Raw genomic sequence first — 20429 nt, forward strand, 5'->3', positions numbered from 1 at the left:
GGAGTTTGCAACTGCACGGCTTGGTGTCACGCAGGGCCTGCTAGGGTTGCTCGAAGCGGCTCAAGCGCCGGCGTAAATGGCTGTTGTCGGCGCGCAGCTGCTCCAGCTCATCGAGCAACTGCAATGCCAGGGCAATCCCGGCCCATTCAATTTGCAGTTCGGCTTGCAAGCGAAACGCACGCTTGACGATGGCCAGAGCGTCGGCATCGAATTGCCATTGATCGGGTGTCAGGCCTGTGGGTTCGACGATGCCGTGCTCGACAATTTCCAGCACAACCGTCTGCGACAGCCCGGCACGTTGGCAAAACTCGTGAATGTCTAATTGCATGATCAGGCTGCTCATCACTGACTCCACTGCGCGCGCGGGTTAAAAGCGGCTTGTTCGGCCAGTTGCGCCCAGAGTGCGCGTGCTGGCTCGTCGGTTTGCGGCGGGATAACGATCTTGAACAGCGCGTAGAGATCGCCCGGCTCGCCAGATTTGCTGAGCAGCCCCTTGCCTTTGATCCGTAGCCGCTGCCCACTTTGGGTGTTGGCGGGGATGCGCAGGTTAATTTTGCCGGTCAGCGTGGGCACCGTGACCTGGCCGCCCAGCACCGCTTCCCAGGGTGCCAATGGCACGGTGAGAATCAGGTTGTGCCCCTCAACGTCGAACAGTGGGTGCGGGACAAAGCGAATAATCAGGTACAGGTCACCATTCGCGCCGCCGCCCAGCCCGGGCGCACCTTGGCCTTTCAGGCGAATACGTTCGCCGTTGCTCACGCCGCGTGGGATTTTTACGTTTAAGGTCTTGTTGAGCGCGGGCAGTGGCTGGCCGTCGGGGCTGTACTGCGGCAATTGGAAGGCGATGGTTTTTGTCTCATCCGCCAGGGTTTCTTCGAGCAGCAGCGCCAGCTCCATTTCCACGTCTTGGCCGCGGCGTGCGCCGCTGCGGCCGCCGCGATGGCTGCGTCCAGCGGCGCCGAACAAGGACTCGAAAAAATCCGAAAACTCGCTGTCGCCGTCCATGCTATCTGCAAAGCCGGCATGGGCCTGGGATTGCCACCCAGGCGGCGGCTCAAAGGGCCGACCTTGCTTGGCGTATTGACGCAGCTCATCGTACTCGGCGCGCTTTTCGGCGCTTTTCAGCACCTCGTAGGCTTCGGCGACTTCCTTGAACTTATTTTCCGCGTCCTTTTCCTTGCTGACGTCGGGGTGATATTTGCGCGCTAGTTTGCGATAGGCCGCCTTGACCGCCTTGTCATCTGCACCGGGCTCAAGGCCGAGTGTCTTGTAGTAATCCTTAAAGTCCATCGGGCCACCCTGGGTTATCCACCGAGACGTTCACCCATCTATATAAGCCTATTGCGTGCAGAACGCGTTGTCCGAGATCAGGGTTTAAACGTTCGTGGTGCCGTGCTGCGGGCAATGATTACCTGTTTCTTCCGGGTGTAAATAACGCTGTAAGTAGCCTGAAGAGGTTGGGGCGTGGGCACTTCATGGTTATGCTCTGCGCCACAAATAGATCAGTGGGTGAGTGATGTTCCAGCCAATTCGAGTCGTCAGGCTTCTGCCCTTTGCCATGCTTTTTCTGCTCGTTGCCTGCGCGGGCGCACCGCAGCTGTCGCCAGAGACAGAGCGCTTGCCTGAACGGGTCGAGCTGACTGATGTACCGTTCTTCCAACTCAGTGACGCTCAGGGTGGGCCTTCGGCGTTAGCGGCGTTGCTCAATTATCACGGAGTGATCAGTAGCCCTGGTTTGGTGGATGAGCGCCTGCAGCAGGTGGGCAAAGGGCAGAGCCCGCAGGCGGGGCTTGAGGCGGTGGCGCGCTCGTATGAGCTCCTGGTGTATCCCTTGACAGGTAACTTGGATGCGTTGATGCAGCAGGTTTCCGCTGGGCACCCTGTGCTGGTGCTGCAGGACCGTCTGTTTGCTGGGCCGGGCTCGCAGTTTGCCGTGCTGGTGGGCTATGACCAGCGTGAGCGGACGCTGGTGCTGCGTTCGGGCAATGACCGACGCTGGTACAGCAGCTTTGCCAGCTTCGACGACGCGTGGGAGGAGGCCGGGCGTTGGGCGGTATTGATTCAGCCGACCAATCAACTGCCTGCACAACCCGTTGAGAACGTCTGGTTGCAGGCTGCCCGTGATTTGCAGCAGCAAGGTCGGGGCTCAGCGGCGCAGCGTGCGTTGCGCACGGCGCGTGAGGTTTGGCCGGATGCCGCGCTGTAAAGGCATCCAACAATTCGCGTGAGCGAAAACGCAAAACGGCACCTCAAGGGTGCCGTTTATGTTTGTGGTGCGGGTGTTAGATACCCAGCTTGTCACGCATGGTGTAGTACCAAGCGCCCAAAGCGCTGAACGGCACCTGGAACAGGCGACCGCCCGGAAATGGGTAATGCGGTAAGTCGGCGAATGCGTCGAAGCGCTCGGCCTGACCGCGCAGTGCTTCGGCCAGCACCTTGCCGGCCAAGTGGGTATAGGTAACGCCATGACCGCTGCAGCCTTGTGAGTAATAGATGTTGTCGCCCAGGCGACCGACTTGCGGCAGGCGCGAGAGCGTCAGCAGGAAGTTGCCGGTCCAAGCGTAATCGATTTTCACGTCTTTCAGCTGCGGGAAAGCCTTGAGCATTTTCGGGCGAATGATCGCCTCAATGTTGGCCGGGTCACGGGCGCCGTAGACCACGCCGCCGCCAAAGATCAGGCGGTTATCACCGCTAAGGCGGTAGTAATCGAGCAAGTAGTTACAGTCTTCTACGCAGTAGTCCTGCGGCAGCAGGCTTTTCGCCAGCTCAGGGGGCAATGGCTCAGTGGTAATCACCTGGGTGCCGCATGGCATCGATTTGGCCGATAGTTCAGGAATCAGGTTGCCCAAGTAGGCGTTGCCCGCGACCACCACGAACTTGGCTTTGATCCTGCCGTTGGGGGTGTGCACAACGGGATTGGCGCCGCGCTCAATGCGGATAGCAGGGGACTGCTCGTAAATCACCCCACCGAGCGACTCAACTGCCGCGGCTTCACCGAGTGCCAGGTTGAGTGGATGGATATGGCCGCCGCTCATATCGAGCATGCCGCCGGCATAAATGTCAGTACCCACGACTTCTTGTATGCGTTTGGCGTCCATCAGTTCCAGCTGGGTGTGGCCATAGCGCTCCCAGAGTTTTTTCTGCGACTCCAGATGCTTCATGTGCTTAGGCGTATTGGCTGCGAAGACGCCACCATCTTTAAGGTCGCACTGGATGTTGTACTTGGCGATGCGCTCGCGAATGATGCGCCCGCCTTCAAAGGCCATGTCGCCGAGCAGCTGTGCTTGCTTGGGTGCCACGCTGCGCTCGATCACATCGATATCACGGCTGTAGCTGTTGACGATCTGCCCGCCATTACGACCCGATGCGCCAAAGCCGACTTTTGCCGCCTCAACGATGCTGACCTTGAAGCCGTTTTCCAACAGGGCAATAGCGGTAGATAGGCCGGTATAGCCCGCACCGACGATGCACACGTCAGTTTCGACCTCACCATTTAGCTCCGGGCGTGCCGGTATCGGATTGGCGGAGGCCGCATAGTAGGATTGTGGATAAGCTGTGTGCGCCATTTTGCAACCTCTGTTCTTTATATTTTACGAATGAGCGGATGCTACCTGAGTTGAAAATGCTCGGCTAGTGGCCTGTGCGAAATATTAAACGCACGATAAAACAGTAAAAAATTCAATTATTCAGGCAGTTAGCTAAAATACTTGTTGACACTTTTTCGCCTGGCCGTAAAATGCGCACCCATCGTAGGCACGTAGCTCAGTTGGTTAGAGCACCACCTTGACATGGTGGGGGTCGTTGGTTCGAGTCCAATCGTGCCTACCAAATTTGGTAGAAAAAAGGGTCGCTTAGGCGGCCCTTTTTTTTGGGTTCTTGTCAGTAAGCCAGGCTTTCTGCAAGCATTCACATGCGGTTAGTTGTTGTTTAAAACCTCCAGTGACTGCGGTTCGGTTTTGGTTAGGCGTACATGCTCCTGCTTCTGTATGGCAGGTTTACCGCCGAATCGCTTACTGGCTCATCCCAACCCATGTGGCCTTTGGTAGAGGTCACCACTAGGAGAGGAGGCGCCATGCCCATCATTACTCTTCCCGACGGCAGTCAGCGTTCGTTCGATCACCCAGTATCTGTACTTGAGGTGGCGCAATCCATCGGTGCCGGCCTGGCCAAGGCCACGGTAGCCGGTAAGGTCAATGGCAAGCTGGTTGATGCCTGTGACGTGATTGATAGCGACGCAACCCTGCAGATCATTACGCCCAAAGACCAAGAAGGTCTCGAAATCATTCGCCACTCCTGTGCGCATTTGATTGGGCATGCGGTTAAGCAGTTGTTTCCGACTGCCAAGATGGTAATCGGGCCGGTCATTGATGACGGTTTCTACTACGACATCGCGTCTGAGCGTCCCTTCACTCTAGATGATGTGGCGGCCATCGAGCAGCGTATGCAGCAGCTGATCGAGAAAGACTACGACGTCATCAAGAAAGTGACGCCACGCGCCGAGGTTATTGATGTCTTCACCGCCCGTGGTGAGGAGTACAAGCTGCGTCTGGTTGAAGATATGCCGGATGAGCAGGCCATGGGCCTGTATTACCACGAAGAATACGTCGACATGTGCCGTGGTCCGCACGTGCCGAATACGCGCTTCCTTAAAGCTTTCAAGCTGACCAAGTTGTCTGGTGCTTACTGGCGCGGCGATGCCAAGAATGAGCAGCTGCAGCGTGTGTACGGCACAGCCTGGGCAGATAAGAAGCAGCTGGCGGCTTATATTCAGCGTATTGAAGAGGCTGAGAAGCGCGACCATCGCAAGATCGGCAAGCGCCTTGATCTATTCCATACCCAGGAAGAAGCGCCTGGCATGGTGTTCTGGCACCCAAATGGCTGGACTATCTATCAGGTGCTTGAGCAGTACATGCGCGGTGTGCAGCGCGAGAATGGCTACCAGGAAATCAAGACCCCGCAAATCGTTGATCGCGTGCTGTGGGAGAAGTCTGGGCACTGGGGTAACTACGCCGACAATATGTTCACTACTGAGTCGGAGAGTCGCGACTACGCTATCAAGCCGATGAACTGCCCATGCCACGTGCAGGTGTTCAATCAGGGGCTGAAAAGCTACCGTGAATTGCCGCTGCGGTTGGCTGAGTTCGGCTCCTGTCATCGCAATGAAGCGTCGGGTGCGCTGCATGGCATCATGCGCGTGCGTGGCTTCACTCAGGATGATGCGCATATCTTCTGTACTGAAGAGCAGGTCAAGAAAGAGGCCGCTGACTTCATCAAGCTGACGTTGCAGGTCTACGCTGACTTCGGTTTCAGTGATGTGAAGATGAAGCTTTCTACGCGCCCAGCTAAGCGTGTGGGTGATGACGCGTTCTGGGATCGAGCTGAAGAGGCGCTGGCCAATGCGCTGAATGAGGCGGGTCTGCCTTGGGAGTATCTCCCGGGGGAGGGTGCGTTCTACGGTCCAAAGATCGAGTTCACCCTGCTTGACTGTCTCGGTCGTGCCTGGCAGTGCGGTACGCTGCAGTACGATCCGAATATGCCTCAGCGCCTTGAAGCGAGTTACGTTTCCGAGGACAACAGTCGCAAAGTGCCGGTCATGTTGCACCGGGCGATTCTTGGTTCATTCGAGCGTTTCATCGGTATTTTGATCGAGCACTACGAGGGTGCGTTCCCCGCTTGGCTAGCACCGACTCAGGCTGTGGTGATGAATATCACTGATAAACAGGCTGATTTTGCCCTCGAAGTGGAAAAAACGCTCAATCAAAGCGGTTTTCGTGCCAAGTCTGACTTGAGGAACGAGAAGATAGGCTTTAAAATCCGCGAGCATACTTTGCTCAAGGTTCCCTATCTCTTGGTTATCGGAGATCGGGAAGTTGAGACGAAAACTGTCGCCGTGCGTACTCGCGAAGGTGTTGATCTGGGCTCTATGCCCGTCACTCAATTCGCTGAACTTCTTGCGCAGGCGGTTTCCCGGCGTGGTCGCCAAGATTTGGAGTAATCATTATTAAGCGTGATATGAGACAAGATAAGCGAGCTGCACCTAAGGCACCGATCAACGAGAATATCTCGGCACGTGAGGTACGGTTAATTGGCGCTGAGGGTGAGCAGCTCGGGATTGTGTCAATTGAGGACGCGCTTCTTAAGGCCGAAGAGGCCAAGCTGGATCTGGTAGAGATTTCTGCCGATGCAGTGCCACCTGTTTGTAAGCTGATGGACTACGGCAAATCGATCTTCGAAAAGAAGAAACAGGTTGCTGCTGCAAAGAAAAACCAGAAGCAGATCCAGGTTAAAGAAATCAAGTTTCGTCCAGGGACGGAGGAAGGGGATTACCAGGTAAAACTACGCAACCTGGTACGTTTCCTTAGTGATGGGGACAGGGCCAAGGTATCGCTTCGATTCCGCGGCCGTGAGATGGCGCATCAGGAGCTGGGCATGGAGTTGTTGAAGCGGGTTGAGGCTGACCTGCTTGAATACGGCACCGTTGAACAGCATCCAAAGATGGAAGGACGCCAGCTGATCATGGTCATCGCCCCCAAAAAGAAGAAATAACCACCAGGGCACGGCAGGCCTTGCGGTTATGTTTATCAACTGAATGCGGAGTATCCGAACATGCCAAAGATGAAAACTAAGAGTGGTGCAGCCAAGCGTTTTTTGAAAACTGCTAACGGCTTCAAGCACAAGCACGCTTTCAAGAGCCACATCCTGACCAAGATGTCCACTAAGCGTAAGCGTCAACTGCGGGGCAGCTCCATGGTGCACCCGTCTGACGTAGCAAAAGTGGCGCGCATGCTGCGCGTTCGTTAATCGGTCAAGATAGAGGAAATTACTCATGGCTCGTGTTAAGCGCGGCGTTATTGCTCGCAAGCGTCACAAAAAAATTCTGAAACTCGCTAAAGGCTACTACGGCGCACGTTCACGCGTGTTCCGCGTTGCCAAGCAAGCGGTGATCAAGGCAGGCCAGTACGCCTACCGTGACCGTCGTCAGAAAAAACGTCAGTTCCGCGCTCTGTGGATCGCTCGTATCAACGCCGGTGCACGTGTTAACGGTCTGTCTTACAGCCGTTTCATTGCTGGCCTGAAAAAAGCGTCCATTGAGATCGACCGTAAGGTACTGGCTGATCTGGCAGTGAACGAAAAAGCGGCGTTTGCTGCGATTGTCGAGAAAGCGAAAGCCGTACTGGCTTAAGTCCCCGACAATCACCGGGCTCGCCCGGTGCTAAACGTCACCAATAGGGGAAGAGCCTTCAAGCTCTTCCCCTATTTCGTATCTGGAGTCTGTAAATGGAAAATCTGGATGTGCTGGTCTCGCAAGCGCTTGAGGCCGTTAGCCACACCGACGATGTGAATGCTCTAGAGCAGCTGCGCGTTCACTATCTGGGCAAGAAGGGCGAATTAACTCAGGTGATGAAGACCCTGGGCAATCTGTCAGCAGAAGAGCGCCCGCAAGCCGGTGCGTTGATCAATGCTGCCAAGGATAAAGTTCAGGATGCTCTGAACAATCGTAAAGAGACATTGGAACAGGCTGCGCTGAGCGCCAAGCTCGCCGCCGAAAAGATTGATGTAACCCTGCCAGGGCGTGGGCAGGTGTCGGGCGGGCTACATCCTGTAACCCGCACACTGGAGCGTGTAGAGCAGTTTTTTACTCGGATAGGCTACGGCATCGCCGAAGGCCCCGAGGTAGAGAACGACTACCACAACTTTGAGGCGCTCAATATCCCCGGCCACCATCCGGCGCGGGCGATGCATGACACCTTTTACTTCAACGCGAACATGTTGCTGCGCACCCACACCTCGCCGGTACAGGTGCGCACCATGGAATCGCAGCAGCCGCCGATCCGCATTGTTTGCCCCGGTCGTGTCTATCGCTGCGACTCTGATATCACTCACTCGCCGATGTTCCATCAGGTCGAAGGTCTGCTGGTCGACGAGGGTGTGAGTTTTGCCGACCTCAAAGGCACCATTGAGGAATTCCTTCGGGTGTTCTTCGAGAAGCCGCTGGGTGTGCGTTTCCGTCCCTCGTTCTTTCCGTTCACCGAGCCATCGGCCGAAGTCGACATGCAATGCGTAATGTGCAGCGGCAAAGGTTGCCGTGTGTGTAAGCAGACTGGCTGGTTGGAAGTTATGGGCTGCGGCATGGTGCATCCGAATGTACTGCGCATGTCGGGCATTGATCCGGAAAAATACTCCGGCTTCGCCTTCGGTATGGGTGTTGAGCGCCTGGCCATGCTGCGTTACGGCGTCAACGATTTACGGCTGTTCTTCGATAACGACCTGCGGTTCCTGGCGCAATTTCGCTAGCGCCTTCGCATTCCGTAATCGAATTGGTTCAGGAGAACAGACAGAATGAAATTCAGTGAACAATGGCTGCGCAGCTGGGTAAACCCAGATGTCTCTCGCGACGATCTGGTTGCCCGCCTGTCCATGGCTGGCCTAGAAGTCGATAGCGTATCGCCAGCTGCGGGCGTATTCAGTGGCGTGGTGGTGGGCGAGGTGCTGAGCACCGAGCAGCATCCTGATGCCGATAAATTGCGTGTGTGTCAGGTTAGTAGTGGTGCGGAAACCTTTCAGGTGGTGTGCGGCGCGCCGAATGTGCGCCCCGGCCTGAAAATTCCGTTTGCCATGATTGGTGCCGAACTGCCTGGCGACTTCAAAATAAAGAAAGCCAAGCTGCGTGGTGTCGAATCAAACGGCATGCTGTGCTCGGCTTCCGAGCTGCAGATCAGTGAAGACCATGATGGCCTTATGGAGTTGCCGGCAGACGCGCCAGTCGGTCAGGACATTCGTGTCTATTTGGATCTTGACGACGCCAGCATCGAAGTTGATCTGACGCCAAATCGTGGTGATTGCCTGTCTTTGGCTGGCCTGGCGCGTGAAGTGGGTGCGCTGTATGCCGCGCCTGTCACTCGTCCAGTAATTGAGGCGGTTGCGTCGAGCCACGATGAAGTGCGTCCGGTCGAAGTGCTCGCGCCGCAAGCCTGCCCGCGTTACCTCGGTCGCGTTGTGCGTAATGTCGATCTGTCCAAGCCCACGCCGTTGTGGATGGTTGAGCGTTTGCGTCGTGCCGATGTGCGCAGTATTGATGCGGCTGTCGACATCACTAATTACGTGATGCTTGAGTTGGGTCAGCCGCTGCACGCGTTCGATCTTGCCGAGATCAATGGTGGTATCCGTGTGCGTATGGCGGAGGAGGGCGAGAAGCTCGTTTTGCTTGATGGTCAGGAGGTCAGCCTACGTAGCGATACGCTGGTAATCGCCGATCATAATCGTGCCTTGGCCATTGCTGGCGTGATGGGTGGCGAGCATAGCGGTGTTAATGACAAGACGTGCGACCTGTTCCTTGAAAGTGCGTTCTTCGACACCATTGCCATCGCTGGCAAGGCTCGCTCCTACGGTTTGCACACCGATGCCTCGCACCGCTTTGAGCGTGGCGTGGACTGGCAGCTGGCGCGTGAAGCCATGGAACGCGCGACTTCTTTGCTGCTGGATGTTGTCGGGGGCGAAGCTGGGCCGATTATTGAAGTCGTCAATCAGCAGCAGTTGCCGAGTGTTGAGCCGGTCACGTTGCGTGCTGAGCGCATCGAACAGATGCTCGGCCTGAAGATGGACGAGGCTGAAGTTGTCCGCCTGCTAGCTGCTTTGGGCTTGGATATTCAGGCTGATGGCGAAGGGCAGTGGCAGGTTGGTGTACCAAGTCACCGCTTCGATATCAGCCTGGAAGTCGATCTGATCGAAGAACTCGCCCGCTTGTATGGCTACAATCGCTTACCTGTACGCTATCCGCAAGCGCGTTTAGCTCCACAAACTAAGGCCGAAGCCGCTATCGAGCTACCGGCGCTACGTCGTTTATTGGTTGCTCGCGGTTATCAGGAGGCAATCACCTACAGCTTTATCGATCCAAAATTGTTCGAGCTGTTCAACCCTGGCGTTGCTCCGCTGATGCTGGCTAACCCAATCTCTGCCGATATGGCGGCGATGCGCTCTTCCTTGTGGCCAGGTCTGATCAAGGCGCTTGAGCATAACTTGAATCGTCAGCAGTCGCGTGTGCGCCTCTTCGAAAGTGGTTTGCGCTTTGTCGGTCAGCTCGAAGGTTTGAAGCAAGAGCCGATGTTGGCAGGTGTGATTTGTGGTGGCCGCTTGCCAGAAGGCTGGGCGCACGCTCGTGATGATGTCGACTTCTATGATGTGAAGGCCGATGTCGAGGCTCTGCTGGCCAGTGCAGGCGCAAGTGCGAGCTTTGCCTTTGTGCCTGGCGAGCATGCTGCGCTGCATCCGGGGCAAACAGCTCGGATTGAGCGTGACGGGCGTCTTGTAGGGTACCTTGGCGCAATTCATCCTGAGTTGTCGAAAGCGTTAGGCTTGGATCAAGCGGTCTTCATGTTTGAGCTCGTGTTGGGTGAAATCACTCAGGGCGTTATGCCTAAGTTCCAGGCGCTTTCTAAGTTTCCTGAAGTGCGGCGTGACCTGGCTTTGCTGGTCGATCGTGATGTGCCTGCGCAGGATTTGCTTGTTTGTATCAAGGGTGCTGCAGGTGAGTGGCTAACAGACCTCAAGCTATTTGACGTGTATCACGGTAAAGGTATTGATCCTGATAGAAAAAGCCTTGCGGTTGGCTTGACCTGGCAGCATGCATCGCGCACTCTAAATGACGATGAGGTGAGCGCAGCAATGCAAGATATTCTCACCTCCCTGGAACAAAGGTTCAACGCCACGTTAAGGAAGTAGCGTATGGGGGCTCTGACGAAAGCTGAGATGGCGGAACGTCTGTATGAAGAGCTGGGCCTGAATAAACGGGAAGCCAAGGAATTGGTGGAGCTGTTCTTTGAGGAGATCCGCCAAGCGCTGGAGCTCAACGAACAGGTCAAGCTCTCGGGGTTCGGTAATTTTGATCTGCGCGATAAGCGTCAGCGCCCCGGTCGTAATCCAAAAACAGGAGAGGAAATTCCGATCACGGCTCGCCGTGTGGTGACTTTCCGTCCAGGCCAGAAACTTAAAGCCAGGGTCGAGGCGTATGCTGGAACCAAGTCATAACGACGAATTACCCGTCATACCCGGCAAACGCTACTTCACTATCGGTGAAGTAAGTGAGCTGTGCGCCGTTAAGCCTCATGTGTTGCGTTACTGGGAGCAGGAATTTCCTCAGCTAAATCCAGTGAAGCGCCGCGGCAACCGACGCTATTATCAACGACAGGATGTGTTGATGATTCGACAGATTCGCGCTCTTTTGTACGATCAGGGTTTCACAATTGGCGGGGCGCGTCAGCGCCTTTCCGGTGACGAGGCCAAAGATGACAGCACTCAATACAAACAACTGATCAAGCAAATGATTACCGAGCTTGAAGATGTTTTACAGGTGCTTAAAAAATAGTCGCACTATTCAAAAAGTTTCCATATTTCAGGGGCTTAATGTATAGTTCGCCATGTTTAGGGGATCCGAAACAGATTAACGCCTAGTCGGGGCGTAGCGCAGTCCGGTAGCGCACTAGCATGGGGTGCTAGGGGTCGAGTGTTCGAATCACTCCGTCCCGACCATATAATCCTAGAAAATCCAGTCACTTAGCGGTGACTGGATTTTTTTATGGGCAAATTCTTTTCGTGGTGGCGATTTTTGTACCACTTTTTGTGCCACCGAAAAATTCTGTCTGCAGTAGGTAGATGGTTGCTACTGGCTTGAGCGCAGTGCTCGGGCATGGCTCTGTGTGCTGTGGCGTATTCTGTGCGTGCGTCGCTATCTAGCAGATGCGCCGCAGCGTACGCCAGCATGACCATCGCATCAAAACTTCTGGCGAGCTTGTCGTGGTGAGTACCGACTCTCCGGCTCTCGTTCAGTCAGCCAAACATCTGCTCAATGATGTTCCTTTGTTGGTATTTCGGGCGATCAAACCACTGAGGTAGCGCTGGCTTGGGGTTGCACTTCATGGTGCGCTGCAGAATCACCGGCTGCATGCGATAGCTGTAACGGCTTGCAAACGAAAACGTCCCGACCTGCAATCAATACGATTTTCGACCGGAATTAACTGCGACTGACCGGCCCGGCAAACCAGTATTAGCTGCGAATGAACCTGCATTTATCCGCGCTGACCTGCATTCCATGGCTACCAACCAGCATTAATTGCAAATGACGGGGCTTATAGGTAGTGAATCGATTGCCTCGTTAGAGCGCATGTCTGCTTGGCATGCGGGAACATCTAGTCTCTTCCGCCCACGAGCCAGATCATTCCAGGCAAACACATGGGGCCTACAGCTTTGAGGCCCACTACGCTATGTGCGGGCTCGGTCTCGCCCAAAGGGTTCGGTCAACTGACCAAGGTAACCCTTGGGATAGTCCCTCTCACGCAAGCCGACATTGGCGTCGCCCTGCTTTCCTGTACTGTCGTAGAACGTCCCGAATAGCCGATCCCACACCATCAGAAATTCGCCGAAGTTCACCTGGGCATCTTCGAAGTCGCGCTTGTGGTGCCAACGATGAATTTCAGCCACCCCGATGACATGGCGCAGCCAACCCAGCCGGTAATCCAGGTTCGAGTGCTGAAAGCCCAAGTGAACGGTCAGAATGCCGAACCAGGTGGCAACCACTGCCGAAGGCGCGCCGGATGCAAACAGCAGCACCAATCCCGGGCCAGCCATGAGCATCGCATGTAGGGGATGCCGGCGCTCCCCATTCATCCAGTACAAGCGCTCGGCGCTGTGGTGAATCATGTGAAAACGCCACAGCCAGGGTACGTGGTGGCTGATGCGGTGCATGGCATACAGGCTCAGATCGAGCACGACGGCGACCAGCAGCAGCTGAACCCAAAGTCGACTCTCGACTGGGAAGAGACGAACTGTAGCCGGCACTGCATCGCCCAGCCTGGCCAGGATTTCGGCGGTGAACTGGATGACGGAAAGATTCACCAGCATATGCACCAGGTCGGTCAGGGTGTCCTGGTGATCCTCCAGCCAGCCCTCCCGGAAAGGCTGGATACGCTCCAGCCCCGCGACGGCCAATAGACCGACTGCGGCTACCAAGGGTGTGCTGGGCCAGTACGGCACCCCGGCGTACAAGGCCCAGACCATGAAGGCGGCGCTGCCACCAAACACGAGCGGATAGCTCAACCAGCGTAGGGCGAATCGAAGAGAAGTGGACATCGCTCAGCTCCTATGTAGAGAGCCTTCACGGTAGGTGCAGAGGACGACGTTCGACTTGAACGAAAGAGCTATGACTTCTGGAGATCGACCGCAGCCAGGGCGGAGGACGGATCGATGCCCAGCAGCGCCCTGAATGTCCGGGAGAAATGCGCCGAGTCGGAAAAACCTGCCGCATGCGCGGCTTCGGTCAGCCGTCCCCCTTTGGCCAGGTGTTGCAGGGCTTGGGTGAGGCGCAGCCATTTGACATAGCTGCGCAACGGCAGGCCGGTTTGCTCCACGAACCAATGGGAAAAACGCGTGGGTGACAAATGCACCAACGCGGCCATTGCCTCACGCCCCATTTGGCCTTCGCGCAGCGCTGCGGTGACCTTGGTCAAGCGCGGATCAGGGATTGGTGGATCGGCAAGCCGCAACAGCCGACGTACCTGCGCCTGCAACTGGACAGGCGAATGCCCCGACGCCCTCAGTGCCTCGACCATCGCAGCAATATCGGCCGCTACGATCTCCATCAGCCTCACGGCTCCGCTCACCCGCAAGGCACGCGCCTCATCGGACAGCACATCCAGGTAGATCGACAGGACCTGCCCAGCACTGAGCCGGTGCTTCAAGCCTGCCGGAATCAAGATGGCAGCCCCAGATTGCCCACCCAACGGCGTTTCAACCGTTATCGCGGCGTCGAGCCCCACTGCAATTTGATGTGCTTGATGATGGTGCCAATCCTGGTGGGCGGCATGGCCGAGAAAGACGCCGATACCGGGGCCGACCCAGGCATGGCCTGACCAGCGAGCCACTTCTGCGGCATCCGAGCTTCGCATTATCTGCCCCGGTCCAGTTCCGCGCTTGGACTCAGCACACTGCTCAGGAGCAACATGGCGGCACCGCCCACGATGCCGATGTCCGCCAAGTTGAATGCAGGCCAATGCCAGGATTGCCAGAAAAAATCCAGATAGTCGATCACATGGCCTCGGAAGCTGCGATCGATCAGATTCCCCACTGACCCTCCCAGTATGAGGCTATAGCCCAGCGCTTCGAGCTTGGCCCTGGGCTTACGCAAGAGCAACGCGAGCCCAATCGAAACAACCAGTGCGAGGAGAATGAAGAAGTAGCGCTGCCAACCGCCCGCGTCAGCTAGGAAGCTGAACGCTGCGCCGGTATTCCAGAAATGGACCAGATTGAAGACTGGGGTCAGAGGAACCACGGCGCCGACCGAGAGCGAACCCTCAATTACATATTTGATCGCCTGGTCGGCCAGGGCAACGGCTAGCGATAGCGTCCACCAGAGCCCGGGAGTGATACGGTGCGCCATTCCAAGTGGCGATTTCATTGTTTCGCTCCCTGAAACAGTCGCTGCAATCCGGGTGAGACGGGCATCGGCGCGAATGCACTGATCCTCGCGCGTCCGGTATTGCCGAGCGGTACCCAGATCTTCGAGAACAACACGGCAGCGATGATCCGTGGTGCTTGGCCGAACATTTCCCGGTAGTCGCGCAACTGCCAGCCAGCCCTTAGCATCAACCAATGGCTCCGCGCATGCAGGACGGGCATGTGCTGGCTCAAGATGTGGGCGCGCTCGAGCCAGGGGAATGCCTCGGTTGGCGCCTTTTCACGGAGTGCTGTCCTTGCCTGGAAAAAGGCTTCATCGATGGCATTGCGGAGGGCGGTATTCATCTGGAACTCACTTGCGCAGCAGTTGGAAGGCCATGATTCTGGGCCGATCGTGCAAGTGAACACCCTGTAGCCGCTATAGGGTCAAGCTCTACGATTTGAGCAGAAGCGAATGGCACTTTTCTAGCGCGCCTTATGGAAGCCGTTTGCCTCCCTCCACTAGACCCGAAAGTATTCCGCAGTCCAGGCTTTGTCGTTCGTCATCGCAGCAGCTGCGTAACGTCACCAACTGGTTTTCCAGGGCTTGCAAGGATGCGATCTGGGCCCTGACCTGGGCGATATGGCTATCAAGCAGCGTATTGACCGCCGCGCACGGTTGCTGCGGCTGTGCTTGAACGCTCTGCAAAACACCAATTTCGTCCAACGACATGCCAAAGGACCGGCAACGGCGGATGAACAGCAGTTTCTCCACATGATCCGCTTCGTAGGCTCGGTAGCCATTTGCCTGGCGATTGGGCGATGCAAGCAGGCCCTGGCGCTCATAGAAACGAATGGTCTGAATGTCCGCTCCCGTCAGCTGTGCAAGTTGACCAATGCGCATAGGCTGCTCCTCGATAAACAGCCAGTATATCCAGGCTTGACCCTATACCTGCTATATGGTTTTCAATTGCCAGAATTGAACCTGATAGGAGAGGCGGATCATGAGCTCGTGTGAAAAATCCTGTGGCTGCGGTTCAGTGTCAGCGCCTGCTGAAGCAGCGAGCGCGCCCTCGACCGAAGGAGCCTGGGTCAGCCATTTTTCTGTACCCAAGATGGATTGCCCTTCGGAAGAGCGAATGATTCGGCTCGCGCTGAATAGCTTGCCTGAGCTTCGTTCGTTGTCCTTTGATCTGAGCAGCAGGCAGGTACTCGCTTTCCATGACGGGGCGGTTGACCCAATCACTACCAAGCTGGAGTCCCTGGGTCTAGGGGCAGCGCTACTGGGGACTCAACCAGCTAGTCAGGAAGCAGCCTCGACCAATCGCGCTGATGAGGAATTAGCGGCGTCGAAAGAGGCGAGCACCCTGAAAATTTTGCTCGGCATCAACGCTGCCATGTTTGTTATCGAGATGGGCGCAGGGTTGATCGCTCAGTCGACGGGCCTTATTGCCGACTCGCTGGACATGTTTGCGGATGCTGCCGTCTATGGCTTGGCTCTCTTTGCCGTCGGCCGCAGTGCACAGCTGCAAGTTCGCGCTGCGCACCTGGCGGGTTTCTTTCAGATCCTGTTGGCACTGGGCGTACTCGTGGAGGTGGCTAGACGCTTCCACTATGGCAGCGAACCTGAGTCGATGCTGATGATGGGGATTGGCTTAGTTGCACTCGTCGCAAACGCCAGCTGTCTCTTGATGATCTATGGCCATCGCGAAGGCGGTGCACACATGAAAGCGAGCTGGATTTTTTCGGCCAACGATGTGCTCGCGAACATTGGCGTTATCGTCGCCGGCGCGCTGGTTGCGTGGACGGGCTCTCCCTACCCAGACTTGGTGATTGGTACGGTCGTTGGCCTCATCGTATTGAACGGTGCGCGCCGAATCCTGGCATTGAAAGCCTGACCAACCGATCCTGTATTCCATCGCGATGGGCTCACTTTCTACAAGTGAACATCAATGGTACGGACAGTCCAATAAACCTTCGATTATGTGACAGTGTGAGCCAGAAAGTTCTCGCCGTCAAAAACTGTCACTTAACCCGTCATTTAGTCTAAGACCTGCAAACGGCCATTCAGGCTCGTAATGTGACAAAAACTCCGGCGGGATGCCCTCCTTGGTGAACGTGGCGCGCAAACGTTCCAGGGATTCGGGGTCGCGTCGCCCGTAGGACGCCAGTGTGAACAGCAAGCGGGCCGTCTCCGGGTTGTGTCGCGCTTCAATGATGGCCTCATCGATGGCCTGGGCTGCTCGTTGCCAGTGGTTGATGGGTTCCGGCTTCGGCACCTTCGCCGGCAGGCCGTTGGTGAAACCAGTGTGCGGCTCCGTCTGAAACAGCGCGGCCTGTTCCCCGCGCGGGATCAGCGCCTTTGACTCGATCAGCGTGATGGCGGTGGCCGCCGCCTCCAGCATCTGCCACTGCACCGCCGGGGCCAGAATCTCGTAGGGACGCCACAGACTCTGCCCGGCGCGCAGCGGATGGCCGCAGCGCTCCCAGACATGGCGGATGCTCGCCGAGCAACTGCCGCAGTGCGAGAGCGGCGTGTTCAGCTCATCAAGCAGGGTGCGCAGCAGCCGGAACCACAAGCCGGCGTGGACACGCCGACGCGGCAGCTCCACAAAACCCGTCGTCAGCGCCTGCCAGGTGCGCCGGTCCATGCAGGCGATTGCGTCATCGGCAGGGCGCGGCGCAGCATCGGCGATTTCCCACTGAAGATACCGGCCGGGCATGCCCCAGTAGGACTCCAGCCAGCAGCCATGCTGCGGGCAGCTCAGCATCAAGGGGAGCTGCCAGACGAGTAGCACAGCTTGATTCGTTGGATCGTTCAGACACTGCGGACACGCCCGGCGAATCGTCTGGCTCGGTAGCCAGGCACGCCAGCGAGTGATGGACCGCACCTTGCGGGTGCGCTTGGGCAGGAGCACCGCGCATTGGAATGTATAGGTTTCCAAGGCTGCTGGTACCGAATCGTCGAGACTGTCGAGCAGCCACGGCACCCAGCCTGCAAGACTCATGCTGCGCAACCGCTCCAGCTCGACGCCACTGCGCTGGCAGAGCGCCGTCAGCAACGACAAGGATGGTGCGGTATCCAGGTCATCAAGTTGGCTGTGACCAAGATCGTGGGCCAGCAGCTCGTGCACGTCCATCTGGTAGCAGGCGGCGACCCGGTTGAGCCATGAGGACAGGGCTTCGCCTTCCTTGGGTGCCGGATGCAGCGGCCAGCGCGGCGCGGACTTCACATCAGTTCCCGCTCGAACTGTCGCCGCCGCTCACTGGGGCCGATGTAGTCGGCCATGCTGAGCGTGCGGTGGTTGATCGCTTCCTCGCCACTCTCCACGGCGGCGACGGCCGCCGCCACCAGCAGATGTGCAAGCTCGCCGATGGTGCCTTCGCTCCGGGTGAGCAGGTAGCGGGCCATGTCCAGCGTGGCAATCGGGGATGGCCGCCGTAGCGGGAGTGACGCCGCGAAGCTGGCCAGCAGCGAGCAGCAGTCCTCATTGGCCTCCCACGGCGGCAGCAGCATCGGCTCGAAGCGGTTTTCCAACTGATCGTCCGAACGGATGGCCAGGTACGCCTCGCGCGTGCCGACCCCGACCAGGGGGATACGCAGCTCGTTGCCGAGGAAGCGCAGCAGGTTGAGGAACTCGCGCCGGTTAACGCTGTTGCCAGCCAGTACATTGTGCAGTTCGTCGATCACCAGCATGCGCACGCCGACCTTGCGCAGCAGGGCCAGCGCCAGTTGCTCCATTTCCGGCAGCCGTGGGCGCGGGCGCAGCGGCGCGCCCATCGCAGCCAGCAGCGCGACATAGAAGCGGATCACCGATGGCTCTGACGGCATCTGCACGACCAGCACCGGGATATGTTCTTGGTCAGCGTCGGTGCCGACCGGGTGCGCCCGCCGGAATTTCTCGACGATCATCGACTTGCCGTTGTTGGTGGGGCCGACCAGCAGCAGGTTTGGCATGCGTTGCTTGTTCGGCCACGCATACAGAGTTTCCAGCCGGTTCAGCGCCTCGACCGCGCGCGGGTAGCCGATCCAGCGGTCGGCGCGAATGCGCTGGATGCGCTCGTCTGCCGGCAGCCTGGCCAAACCCTGTGCCGCTGGCAGCAGGTGGGACAGGTCAATGACGGGATATTCGTCCACGGCTACCACTCCTCGATCTGATCGAACGGTTTGGCCGGCGGCAGGTTGTCTGCCTGCGGGTCAGCCATGTCCACATCCGGCGGTATGGGCTTGGCCGGTGGCTCCGACGTCTTGAGGTGCTGGCGGCGATCAGCGTCGCGCCGCGCCTTGCGCGTGGCCTTCTGGGCGGTGGTCACGATCTCGCGCATCTGCCCGATCATGCGGAACAGCGCCGACTCGTCCACCTGCTCGCGCCCGAGCTGACGCAATTTGGCCAGCGCCTGGCGTTGTTCCCAGAGGGTGACGGCCGGATGGGACAAGGTGCGGTAGTGGATCTCCAGATAGTGCTGACCTTCCGGTTCCAGTACCCAGATGCGGCTGATGTCGCGCGGATCGCGCCGGATCAGGAAGGCGGGCAAGCGCTCGCGCCGGGCAATCCACGGCTTGAGGGCGTCGGCGTAGTAGTGGATGTGGTCGATGACAAAGCCGGTGCGGGTCAGGGTGCGGCGGATCACCGGCAGGAAATCGACCAAAAACGCGGTGGGGCGGGTAACGACGGCCGGGACGCCAACGCGCTCCACGGCCTCGGCCCAGCGCGCGGCCGGCGGCTGGAGCAGGCCGTTGTGCACGGAGCCGTGATAGGTGCCTACCGCCAACGCGAGCCAGCGCTCCAGCTCGCGCAGCGTCAGGGTGGCCATCTTCTCGGAATCGTACTCGCCGCGCTGGCCGGGATTGGAGAAGGTCGTCCCCGGTAATTCGTCGTGGATCATCTGCATCGCCGTGCCGATGATCCGTTCCACGATGCCGCCGTAGTGCGGCTGGCCTGGTGGGCGATAGTCCAGCCGGATGCCATGCTGTTCGCAGCCACGGCGCAGCGCTTCGCTTTTGAACTCGGCCGCGTTGTCCAGATAGAGCAGCCTGGGCTTGCCGCTCATCGGCCAGTCCATTTCCACATTCAGCCCTTCCAGCCAGGGCCGCTTGTCGCAGGCGGCATGCGCGAGGCATAGGCCGACCGAGACGGCGGACGGCGCTTCCAGCGTGACCACCATGCCGAGTACGCAGCGCGTGAACACGTCGATGGCGAGGGTCAAATATGGGCGGCCAATCGGTTGCCGGTCGCGCTCGTCGACCACGATCAGGTCGATGACGGTGTGGTCGATCTGCACCTGTTCCAGCGGCATGGTGACTTCGGGCGGAATGCCACCCGCGCCTTGCAAGGGACGGGCAGCGTCCTGCCCGCCCCGGCTGCGGGCTATTTTCGCCGGGTGTAGTCCGGCAATCCGCTGGGCCACGGTGTTGCGCGCCGGCACCGGCAGCTTCTGGGTTTTGCACGCCTGCGCGACTTCGCGGTGGAACGCCGCCAGGCTGCGTTTCTGCTTGGTCAGGAAGCGCTTTTGCAGCAGCTCGCGGATGATGCGCTCGACCGGTTCCGGCAAGCGCCCCTTGCCTTTGCCGCCGCCGGATCGGCCGGGCGTCAGGTCTGTTACCAGGCCAGTACCCTGCCGGGCGCGACGGATCAGGACATATACCTGTCGCCGGGACAGGCCCAGCGCTTGGGCTGCCTCATCGGCGGCTTCATGCCCGACCACCTCAAGCGCTGCCAGTGGCCCGATGATTTCCGTCCGGTGCCGGGCTTGCGCCCATGCCTCGTCGGGCAGGGTGGCCACGCCTTGCGCGGCAATCGGTGGAGTGTCTGATGTCATGCCCAAACCTCGCTTTGGTGCACACGAGTATTGAGCATAGTCGAGATTGGTGCAGACGACTCCTGATATTGGGCTGTCAGGAGCCGTATGCACACCAGGCGTTACATCCAGTCAGATGGTGCGGTCGTCTTCTGAAAACGACAAGAATTGCCTGCTCAGAGCGTGGAGTCCAACAAACGAACGTA

Annotated in this window: 21 protein-coding genes, 2 tRNA genes and 1 pseudogene; 12 read left to right on the forward strand and 12 right to left on the reverse strand. The window is 58.0% G+C overall.

Translation table 11 applies throughout. The features are described from left to right. Positions 1-40: 40 nt before the first annotated feature. Positions 41-346: a chaperone modulator CbpM gene (locus SOP97_RS07665; protein WP_274088764.1), complete on the reverse strand. Its 306-nt coding sequence runs from the start codon at positions 344-346 to the stop codon at positions 41-43. Beyond that, the gene (gene cbpA, locus SOP97_RS07670; protein WP_274088765.1) at positions 343-1290 is read right to left on the reverse strand and encodes a curved DNA-binding protein; all 948 of its coding nucleotides are present in this window, start codon (positions 1288-1290) and stop codon (positions 343-345) included. The genes SOP97_RS07665 and cbpA overlap by 4 nt, the downstream gene beginning before the upstream one ends. Positions 1291-1558: 268 nt before the next feature. Here cbpA and SOP97_RS07675 point away from each other — a divergent pair, with 268 nt between their 5' ends. Continuing rightward, entirely contained in the window at positions 1559-2206 is a 648-nt protein-coding gene (locus tag SOP97_RS07675) for a PA2778 family cysteine peptidase (protein ID WP_274088766.1), read from the forward strand. A 76-nt stretch (positions 2207-2282) separates the two neighbouring features. Here the strand turns inward: SOP97_RS07675 and SOP97_RS07680 are convergent, their stop codons facing one another. Continuing rightward, the gene (locus tag SOP97_RS07680; RefSeq protein WP_274088767.1) at positions 2283-3566 is read right to left on the reverse strand and encodes an NAD(P)/FAD-dependent oxidoreductase; all 1284 of its coding nucleotides are present in this window, start codon (positions 3564-3566) and stop codon (positions 2283-2285) included. Positions 3567-3751: 185 nt separating this feature from the next. Between SOP97_RS07680 and SOP97_RS07685 the strand changes: the two genes are divergently transcribed. The 10 genes from SOP97_RS07685 to SOP97_RS07730 all read left to right on the forward strand — a co-directional run bounded on the left by SOP97_RS07685 (position 3752) and on the right by SOP97_RS07730 (position 11526). After that, positions 3752-3828: transfer RNA gene (locus SOP97_RS07685), tRNA-Val, on the forward strand. 244 nt (positions 3829-4072) lie between these two features. Next, positions 4073-5995, forward strand: a complete 1923-nt coding sequence (gene thrS / locus SOP97_RS07690; protein ID WP_274088768.1) for a threonine--tRNA ligase — start codon at positions 4073-4075, stop codon at positions 5993-5995. Then, a complete protein-coding gene (gene infC / locus SOP97_RS07695; RefSeq protein WP_274088779.1) occupies positions 5995-6546 on the forward strand; it encodes a translation initiation factor IF-3 in 552 nt (183 codons plus the stop codon). The genes thrS and infC overlap by 1 nt, the downstream gene beginning before the upstream one ends. A 60-nt stretch (positions 6547-6606) precedes the next feature. After that, positions 6607-6801 carry a 50S ribosomal protein L35 gene (gene rpmI, locus SOP97_RS07700; RefSeq protein ID WP_136665879.1) on the forward strand — a complete coding sequence of 65 codons (195 nt, stop codon included), beginning with the start codon at positions 6607-6609 and terminating at the stop codon, positions 6799-6801. Positions 6802-6826: 25 nt separating this feature from the next. Continuing rightward, positions 6827-7183: a 50S ribosomal protein L20 gene (gene rplT / locus SOP97_RS07705; RefSeq protein WP_040069108.1), complete on the forward strand. Its 357-nt coding sequence runs from the start codon at positions 6827-6829 to the stop codon at positions 7181-7183. A 95-nt stretch (positions 7184-7278) separates the two neighbouring features. Next, positions 7279-8295 (forward strand): phenylalanine--tRNA ligase subunit alpha, encoded by a 1017-nt coding sequence (gene pheS, locus SOP97_RS07710; RefSeq protein WP_274088769.1) that lies wholly within the window; start codon positions 7279-7281, stop codon positions 8293-8295. Positions 8296-8340: 45 nt separating this feature from the next. After that, positions 8341-10719: a phenylalanine--tRNA ligase subunit beta gene (gene pheT / locus SOP97_RS07715; RefSeq protein ID WP_322948829.1), complete on the forward strand. Its 2379-nt coding sequence runs from the start codon at positions 8341-8343 to the stop codon at positions 10717-10719. Between the two features lie 3 nt (positions 10720-10722). Continuing rightward, positions 10723-11025, forward strand: coding sequence for an integration host factor subunit alpha (ihfA, locus tag SOP97_RS07720; protein WP_003243414.1), 303 nt, complete (start codon positions 10723-10725; stop codon positions 11023-11025). Further along, the gene (locus tag SOP97_RS07725; RefSeq protein ID WP_274088771.1) at positions 11006-11362 is read left to right on the forward strand and encodes a MerR family transcriptional regulator; all 357 of its coding nucleotides are present in this window, start codon (positions 11006-11008) and stop codon (positions 11360-11362) included. The genes ihfA and SOP97_RS07725 overlap by 20 nt, the downstream gene beginning before the upstream one ends. An 87-nt stretch (positions 11363-11449) precedes the next feature. Further along, positions 11450-11526: transfer RNA gene (locus SOP97_RS07730), tRNA-Pro, on the forward strand. Positions 11527-11748: 222 nt separating this feature from the next. Here the strand turns inward: SOP97_RS07730 and SOP97_RS07735 are convergent. The 6 genes and pseudogenes from SOP97_RS07735 to cadR form a co-directional block, all read right to left on the reverse strand. Then, positions 11749-11946: pseudogene (locus SOP97_RS07735) on the reverse strand (IS5/IS1182 family transposase); the annotation flags it as partial. 309 nt (positions 11947-12255) lie between these two features. Next, a complete protein-coding gene (locus tag SOP97_RS07740; RefSeq protein WP_322948830.1) occupies positions 12256-13122 on the reverse strand; it encodes a sterol desaturase family protein in 867 nt (288 codons plus the stop codon). Between the two features lie 68 nt (positions 13123-13190). Continuing rightward, a complete protein-coding gene (locus SOP97_RS07745) occupies positions 13191-13937 on the reverse strand; it encodes a helix-turn-helix transcriptional regulator (protein ID WP_036992934.1) in 747 nt (248 codons plus the stop codon). After that, entirely contained in the window at positions 13937-14446 is a 510-nt protein-coding gene (lspA, locus tag SOP97_RS07750; RefSeq protein ID WP_322948831.1) for a signal peptidase II, read from the reverse strand. The genes SOP97_RS07745 and lspA overlap by 1 nt, the downstream gene beginning before the upstream one ends. After that, positions 14443-14790: a DUF3703 domain-containing protein gene (locus tag SOP97_RS07755; protein ID WP_024015047.1), complete on the reverse strand. Its 348-nt coding sequence runs from the start codon at positions 14788-14790 to the stop codon at positions 14443-14445. The genes lspA and SOP97_RS07755 overlap by 4 nt, the downstream gene beginning before the upstream one ends. A 130-nt stretch (positions 14791-14920) precedes the next feature. Then, complete coding sequence (gene cadR, locus SOP97_RS07760) at positions 14921-15328, reverse strand: Cd(II)/Pb(II)-responsive transcriptional regulator (RefSeq protein ID WP_024015046.1); 408 nt, start codon at positions 15326-15328, stop codon at positions 14921-14923. A 100-nt stretch (positions 15329-15428) separates the two neighbouring features. Here cadR and SOP97_RS07765 point away from each other — a divergent pair, with 100 nt between their 5' ends. Beyond that, a complete protein-coding gene (locus SOP97_RS07765; RefSeq protein WP_033902376.1) occupies positions 15429-16322 on the forward strand; it encodes a cation transporter in 894 nt (297 codons plus the stop codon). A gap of 117 nt (positions 16323-16439) precedes the next feature. Here the strand turns inward: SOP97_RS07765 and SOP97_RS07770 are convergent, their stop codons facing one another. The 3 genes from SOP97_RS07770 to SOP97_RS07780 are packed head-to-tail and all read right to left on the reverse strand — an operon-like array spanning position 16440 to position 20244. Then, entirely contained in the window at positions 16440-17657 is a 1218-nt protein-coding gene (locus SOP97_RS07770; RefSeq protein WP_003465063.1) for a TniQ family protein, read from the reverse strand. After that, entirely contained in the window at positions 17654-18562 is a 909-nt protein-coding gene (locus SOP97_RS07775) for a TniB family NTP-binding protein (RefSeq protein ID WP_003465065.1), read from the reverse strand. Before SOP97_RS07775 ends, SOP97_RS07770 begins: the two co-directional genes overlap by 4 nt. A gap of 2 nt (positions 18563-18564) precedes the next feature. Continuing rightward, the gene (locus SOP97_RS07780) at positions 18565-20244 is read right to left on the reverse strand and encodes a Mu transposase C-terminal domain-containing protein (RefSeq protein WP_003465068.1); all 1680 of its coding nucleotides are present in this window, start codon (positions 20242-20244) and stop codon (positions 18565-18567) included. Between the last annotated feature and the right edge of the window lie 185 nt (positions 20245-20429).

The sequence above is a fragment of the Pseudomonas spirodelae genome (genome assembly GCF_034653255.1).
Lineage (GTDB): Bacteria > Pseudomonadota > Gammaproteobacteria > Pseudomonadales > Pseudomonadaceae > Aquipseudomonas > Aquipseudomonas spirodelae.